The sequence below is a fragment of the Armatimonas sp. genome (genome assembly GCF_964826245.1).
This window is the reverse complement of the sequence record NZ_CBAYMC010000243.1, coordinates 1-6,422: the sequence shown is the minus strand read 5'-3', so window position 1 is coordinate 6,422 and position 6,422 is coordinate 1. Positions and strand designations below refer to the sequence as shown.

The 6,422-nt window shown below is 58.9% G+C and carries 8 protein-coding genes; 5 read left to right on the top strand and 3 right to left on the bottom strand.

What is annotated here, in order from left to right:
• Positions 1-233 (top strand): aldo/keto reductase (locus AC1XOS_RS18485; protein WP_481963692.1); only part of this gene is annotated, 233 nt, incomplete at its 5' end.
• A gap of 43 nt (positions 234-276) precedes the next feature.
• On the opposite strand, the gene AC1XOS_RS18480 is transcribed toward AC1XOS_RS18485, so the two are convergent.
• From AC1XOS_RS18480 to AC1XOS_RS18470, 3 genes are read right to left on the bottom strand one after another with little or no spacing between them, the layout of a single operon-like run.
• Complete coding sequence (locus AC1XOS_RS18480) at positions 277-477, bottom strand: hypothetical protein (RefSeq protein ID WP_481963691.1); 201 nt, start codon at positions 475-477, stop codon at positions 277-279.
• Between the two features lie 14 nt (positions 478-491).
• Positions 492-1,307: a DUF1559 family PulG-like putative transporter gene (locus AC1XOS_RS18475; protein ID WP_481963690.1), complete on the bottom strand. Its 816-nt coding sequence runs from the start codon at positions 1,305-1,307 to the stop codon at positions 492-494.
• 13 nt (positions 1,308-1,320) lie between these two features.
• Positions 1,321-2,340, bottom strand: coding sequence for a LacI family DNA-binding transcriptional regulator (locus tag AC1XOS_RS18470; protein WP_481963689.1), 1,020 nt, complete (start codon positions 2,338-2,340; stop codon positions 1,321-1,323).
• Positions 2,341-2,467: 127 nt separating this feature from the next.
• Between AC1XOS_RS18470 and ispF the strand changes: the two genes are divergently transcribed.
• From ispF to AC1XOS_RS18450, 4 genes are all read left to right on the top strand, one after another.
• Positions 2,468-2,971 (top strand): 2-C-methyl-D-erythritol 2,4-cyclodiphosphate synthase, encoded by a 504-nt coding sequence (gene ispF, locus AC1XOS_RS18465; protein ID WP_481963688.1) that lies wholly within the window; start codon positions 2,468-2,470, stop codon positions 2,969-2,971.
• Positions 2,972-3,000: 29 nt separating this feature from the next.
• On the top strand, positions 3,001-3,543 hold the full coding sequence (gene hpf, locus AC1XOS_RS18460; protein WP_481963687.1) for a ribosome hibernation-promoting factor, HPF/YfiA family: 543 nt from the start codon (positions 3,001-3,003) through the stop codon (positions 3,541-3,543).
• A gap of 68 nt (positions 3,544-3,611) precedes the next feature.
• Complete coding sequence (locus AC1XOS_RS18455; protein WP_481963686.1) at positions 3,612-4,646, top strand: 6-phosphofructokinase; 1,035 nt, start codon at positions 3,612-3,614, stop codon at positions 4,644-4,646.
• A 182-nt stretch (positions 4,647-4,828) separates the two neighbouring features.
• Positions 4,829-6,422 (top strand): FAD-dependent oxidoreductase (locus tag AC1XOS_RS18450; RefSeq protein ID WP_481963685.1); only part of this gene is annotated, 1,594 nt, incomplete at its 3' end.

Sequence of the window (6,422 nt, the reverse complement as noted above, 5' to 3'; positions counted from 1 at the left end):
CCGCCGTGACCCCTGAAGTGCTTGCCAAGCTAGAGAAGCTCAACGCCATCGCCGCAGACCGAGGCCAGACCTTGGCTCAGCTCTCGCTCTCCTGGGTGCTCCGCGACTCCCGGATGACCTCGGCTCTGATCGGAGCCAGCCGTCCCGAGCAGATCACGGAGAATGTCAAGGCCGCAGAGAAAACAAAATTCGCCGACGATGAAATCGCGGCGATTGAAGAGGCTCTGAAGTAATCAATACCCCTGGGGATCTTGCCCTCCCCAGGGGTATTTTTCGTTAGCGCGGTGCCTGTGCTCCGGGCGGAGGCCCGGCGTTGGCTTTTTGCATGGCCGCTGCCGCCTCGGGAGGCATGGGCTGACCAAGTGGCTTGCGCATGTTGTCTTCTTCCTGCTTGCTCATGGCTTTATCTGCATCCGGCTGACAGCCCACAAGCAGTAGACCAACTAAAAGAGTCACAAAGATCGAGAACTTTTTCATAGACATTCCTTTACCTAGTTACGGTAGGCATTCCACATATTATCCAGTGGACGTGTATTCGGATTTGGATTGGTTTGACGAGGATCCATAGACTTCACGTGGCCGTCTGCAAAGGCAAAGTTAGCCTTCTCTTGGTGCCGGGGAATAATGGAGCCGTACTGGCCCGTAGGATCCGTGATAGGCTTAGCGGCTACAGAGCCATCTGGGATTAGACTAGGCGAGCCTGAGCCATCCCACCAGTTGACACCTGTTACCATCGCACCTGGCCCCCACATGAGGACGTTTCCTGGTGCCGTAGAGACCGTAGGAGCACCGGACCAAGCATGATGACGCTCCGCAAGCAGAATGGTCTCGGCCGGACGGTTTACGGCAGCTTGTCCGGTTGTGGTGCGGCCCATCCAGCTCTGTGACATACCCATGAGACCAAACACAGACCAGTTCGATCCGTCCCACTGCATCAGCCCATTGGAGACATAGGTCAAGCGCTGCCCTGCCCAAGAAAAACCAGCTGGGGTTGTTTGTGAGGCGCTGTCGCTTGGGCAACGGAAGACCTGGAGATTTTTAACGTAGGGAGCCGTCGTCCTATACCAGGTGCAGTCCCACCAGTCCTGCTGAAGTCCATTGGGGAACTGCTCATCATAGTCTTGCGTGTACATCAGCACCCCAAGCGAGAGGTTTTTCATATTGCTCACACAAGAGATCGCGCGAGCCCGCTCACGGGCTTGTGCAAAAACCGGGAAGAGGATCGCGGCTAGAATAGCGATAATAGCAATAACGACGAGGAGTTCGATGAGCGTAAAGGCGCTCTTATTAGTGTCTTTCTGTGACATTTTTTTTAACCTTTCAGGGTTGTTTTTGGGCCACGGGGCCCGTTGTCTCCCGCACGATCAGTTCCACCGGAAGAACCCGGCGGCACTCTTCTGCAGGGGCACCTTGGATCAGACGATCCACAAATGTTGCTGCCAGCTCTCCGACCTGCAGCCCGGGCTGTCGCACGGTTGTCAGGCCAGTGCTCCCGCTGGCAATAGGAGCATCGTCAAAACCAATGAGCGAGAGCTGATCGGGCACAGAGATGTTATGTGCCGCAAAGAACTCTAACCACATCATCGCAAAACCGTCGTTGCCGGCAATCAGCGCAGTGGGCGGCTCAGCGAGAGCCTGCCATGCCTGCCAAGTCGGCAAGAGTGGCGCATGGTACTCCTCGGGTACCGCACAGAGGCTAACATCCGTATGTGCTCCGAGCTCCCGACAAGACGCCTTGTATGCGGCACAACGCTCGTTAAAGTCCTCAGAGTTCAGTGGCGAGTAGTAGGCGATCCTTCGGTGGCCCAGTGCGATAAGATGCGCGACAGCTTGCCAGATTCCGCTGACATTATCCACTTTTACGTATCCCACACCCGCAGGGACTTCGGACTGGTAGAGAGTCACGGTTGGCAAGCCCGCTCGCGCCAAGCTTTCCAGAGTCGTGTCTTCTAGCTCATGCGGAACCAAGATGGCACCATCGACCCGACCATCCAGCAAGACCGTGCCTAGATCCCGCCCTGGACAGCGTGAGTAGAGCAGCATATCGGTCTGTAGCGCGGCAAGGCCATGCGAGACTCCCGTTAAGAGTGCTAGATCCACGCTTAAAATGCCTGTTTCGCGTACCGGCCAAGTCAATAAGCCGACGGTTCCCGTCCGCCCACTCTGAAGGGAGCGAATCAGTGCATTCGGGGCAAAACGTAGCTCTTCTGCGGCACGAGCGACCGCGGCCCGTGTCTCGGTGGAGATACGCCCTTGGTTGTTGAGTGCTTTGGAGGCAGTCCCCACAGAGACTCCCGCCTGCGCTGCAACATCACGAATTGTCGGAAGCCGCCTAGCCATTTTAAAAAACTATGTTTCCTAAGAAAACACTACCCTACGACGGGTGAAAAACTATGTTTCTCAATTCTATCGCAGCCATTTTTACTTGTCAAGGCTCACGAGAGATCGTGCTATACTAAAGATACTCATGACTCCTTTGCTCCGTATTGGCCACGGCTACGATATTCACCCTTTTGCCGAAGGCCGTCCCCTCTGGCTGGGCGGTGTGCACTTCCCCGATTCTCCCATCGGCTTGGCGGGACACTCCGATGCCGATGTGCTCCTCCATGCCCTCTGTGATGCGCTTCTGGGAGCGGCGGGATTAAGCGATATCGGCAAGTACTTCCCGCCCTCAGATATGCGCCACAAAAATCGCCCCAGCATTGAGTTTGTTGGTGAGGTGCGAGTTCTTCTGCTGGAGCGTGGCTGGCGGATCGGCAATGTAGATGTCACCGTGATCGCCGAGGTTCCCAAGATCGGGCCACGCGCCGAGGAGATGAAGACCGTGATCGCCGATGCACTTCAGATCTCTCCGATGGCCATTGGTATCAAGGCTACTACGAACGAAGGACTGGGCTTTGTGGGGCGCGGCGAGGGAATCTGCGCTCATGCGGTCGCACTGATTTACCAGGAGGAATTTCCGGGCTCTTAACCGAAACTTATTACTGGAGGTTATTCACCATGCAAGTTCAGGTTCGCGGCAAAGGAGTCGTAATCACGGACGCTCTGCGGGACTACGCAGACAAGAAAGTCAACAAGCTCTCGAAGCACTTCGCCACGCTTCAGACCGCCACGGTCACCCAGAGCGTTCACGGCAAACACCATCGGGTTGAGGTTCAGCTGGAAGGCGATGGAATTCTTCTACGTGGGGAGTACGGCTGTGAGGACATGTACGCCGCTATTGACCATGTTGTCGATAAGCTTGAGCGCCGGATGTCCAAGTACAAGGAGCGTCACAAGTGGCACCAGCGCGGCAACCACCATGAGCACGACTCGCCTCGACACATGCCCACAGCAGCTGATGACGAAGCCGATGACGATGACGGCAAGGTTCTGCGGCGCAAGCGCTTTGCCATCAAGCCACTCACGGAGCTGGAGGCGGTGGCCCAGATGGAGCTCCTCTCCCATGATTTCTTTGTTTTTGAGAACGCCGACACCGGCCAAGTGAGCGTCCTCTATAGACGGGCGGATAAAAACTACGGTATCCTAGAGCCCGAACGATAACAAAACTAGAAACAGCCCCGAAGTTACTCGCGTTACTTACCGGGGCTGTTTTTCGGGGAGCTTGATTAGTGAAAGTTGGAATCTTAACCGGCGGGGGCGACTGTCCCGGCCTCAACCCGGCGATCCGGGGCGTGGTGTACCGCGGAATGGACTTTGGTTTCGAGTTTGTCGGGATCGAAGAGGGCTGGCGTGGGCTGGTCAAGGGAATGTACCGTCCGCTGGGCCTAAACGATGTCGAGGAGATTATCTACCAGGGCGGCACGATGCTGGGCTCCTCGCGCACCAACCCCTTTAAAAAAGGCGGCGAGAAAGATTTAGAGGCCGTGCTCGCTAATATCAAGTCTGCAGGCTTTGATGCGATTGTAGCCTGTGGCGGCGAGGACACGCTGGGTGTGGCCGCGAAGCTCTTCCGTGATCACGGCGTCCCGACCGTGGGCGTCCCCAAGACCATGGACAACGATCTGTCGGGCACGGACTTCACGTTTGGTTTTGATACGGCAGCAGCCGTCGGTTTAGATGCCATTGATCGCCTCCGCGACACGGCCCGCTCCCACCGCCGCGTGATGGTGCTCGAAGTGATGGGCCGCCACGCAGGCTGGGTCGCCTGGTATGTCGGAGTTGCCGGTGGCGCGGACTGGGTCACCCTTCCTGAGGAGCCACTAGACGTCGACGCGATGATCGCGCACCTCAATGCGATCAAGGCGCGCGGCAAGAAATACGGCCTCGTGGTCTGCTCCGAGGGCACCGAGCTTCCTGCGGTAATCGGCGATGAAAAAGCCGTGGACGACTTTGGCCATGTGAAGCTCTCGGACCGCAGCGTCGGTGAGTATGTCGCCAGCATCATCAGCGAGAAAACCGGCTGGGAGAGCCGCCACGCAGTTGTGGGCCATGTCCACCGTGGGGGCGCTCCGACCCTCTTTGACCGTGTGCTGGGCATGCGCGTCGGAATGAAGGCTGCAGAGCTGGTCAACGAGAAGCAGTTCGGCCAGATGGCGGCCCTCGTCGGCACCGAAGTCAAGGGCGTGGACATCGTCGCCGCCACGTCGGTGCTGAAAGTTGTTCCCCCGCAGCTTATCGAGCTGATGAAGACCACGTTTAAGTAAAAATTGCCGGTTTAGAGTGTCCCGCCGATTAGAACGGCGGGACTGGAGAGCTAAAGCTACAAAGGCCGTTCCGGCCATTCCCTATTTCATGGGCGGAACGCCCTTCGTAGCCGAAGGCTCTAAAGTACCGCCGTTCTAATCGGCGGTATCTCCAGCCCCCCGCTCTAACCGGTGTGGCTATCATGAACCAACCACTCGCCCTCTCCATCACTCTTCTTGCCTTTCTGAGCCTTGCCATGCCTGAAGCCAACGCCCAAGCCCCTACGGTCCCTGCTCCCTTTGAGCTCACCCGCGTCTTAGATATCGAAAAGCGCCGTGCCGTTGAGGTGGCAGTCAATCCCTCAGACGTGAGCCTGAGCTGCGATGTGCTCGTGATCGGTGGCGGACTAGGCGGCGTCGCGGCAGCCGAAGCGGCGGCGAAGCGCGGCTTCTCCGTGGTGATTGTCGAGCCCACCCGGATGCTCGGCGGACAGCTCACCAGCCAGCTCGTGCCGGTCCCCGACGAAAACTCGCATGTCGAGAAAGAGCCAGGGCCCTCGACCAAGACCTACCGTGCCCTTCGGCAGGCCGTGCGCGATCACTACAACGCCCAGCCCGGCGTGAAGCCCGGCGCGGGAAAGAATATTGGCGACTGCTGGGTCAGCCGCGTTTCTGGCCTGCCCGATGTCTGGGAGAAGGCCATTAAAGACCGGCTTGCGGCCTACCCTCCACGAAGAATTCTGATGCGCCACCAGCTGCGCTCGGTCACGCGCTACTCGGGGCAGGAGCGCATCAACTACGCCGATATCGCCGATCTAGAGACGGGCAAGATCATCCGAGTCGGTTGCCAGTTCTTGCTAGACGCCACCGAAGATGGCTCGGCGCTCGCCCTGGCGGGCTCCCCGTTTCGCCTTGGACAGGAGGCGCTCTCCGAGTTTGGCGAGTCGCTCGCGCCGGAGACGGCCAACCCAAGCTGGGTGCAGAGCTTCACGTATTGTTTCCTGATGGAGTGGCAAGCGCAGCCCGGCCCGACACTGGAAAAACCCGCCGAGTACGACTACTTCAAGAGCTTTGGCGACTACACGCTCGACTATATCTACCGCGATAAAGCCGAGCCCTACTCCGTGACCTACAAAGTTCTGGACAAAGCGCAAGCCAATGGCCGCAGCTATCTCCCCTTCTGGACCTACCGGCGGCTCATCGCCTCCTCCAGCTTCACCGAGAAAAAATCGCCCGTTGGAGACCTAGCCCTCATCAACTGGCGCGGCAACGACTTCCATGAGGAGAGCTATCTCGACAAGCCCGTGGACGAGCAAGTGCGCATCCTGGAGCGCGGCCTGAACTTCGCCAAGGGCTTTGCCTACTGGCTCCAGACCGAGTGCCCGCGCGACGATGACCCGACTAAGCTAGGCTATCCCGAGATGCAAGTCCCAGCAGACGGCGGCTGGGCGATCCACCCGTATATCCGGGAATCGCGGCGCTTGCAGGCTCGCACGACCCTCACCCAGAACCACCTGCGCTCGACCGATCCCGCCGCCAAGTGGGGAACGGCGTTCGAGGACTCCGTGGGGTGCGCTCTCTACGCCATGGACATCCACCCGAGCAAGGGCGAGCCGCCCCTGCTCTCGGTCGCGCTCCCCTACCACCTGCCCCTCGGCGCGTTTCTCCCCGCGTCCGGCCCGACCAATATCCTGCCCGCCGCCAAGAACTTCGGAGCCAGCCGCCTCGCCCTCGCGTCGGCCCGCATGCACCCCACGGAGTTTCTGGCCGGAGAGATCGCCGGGACGCTGGCCGCCT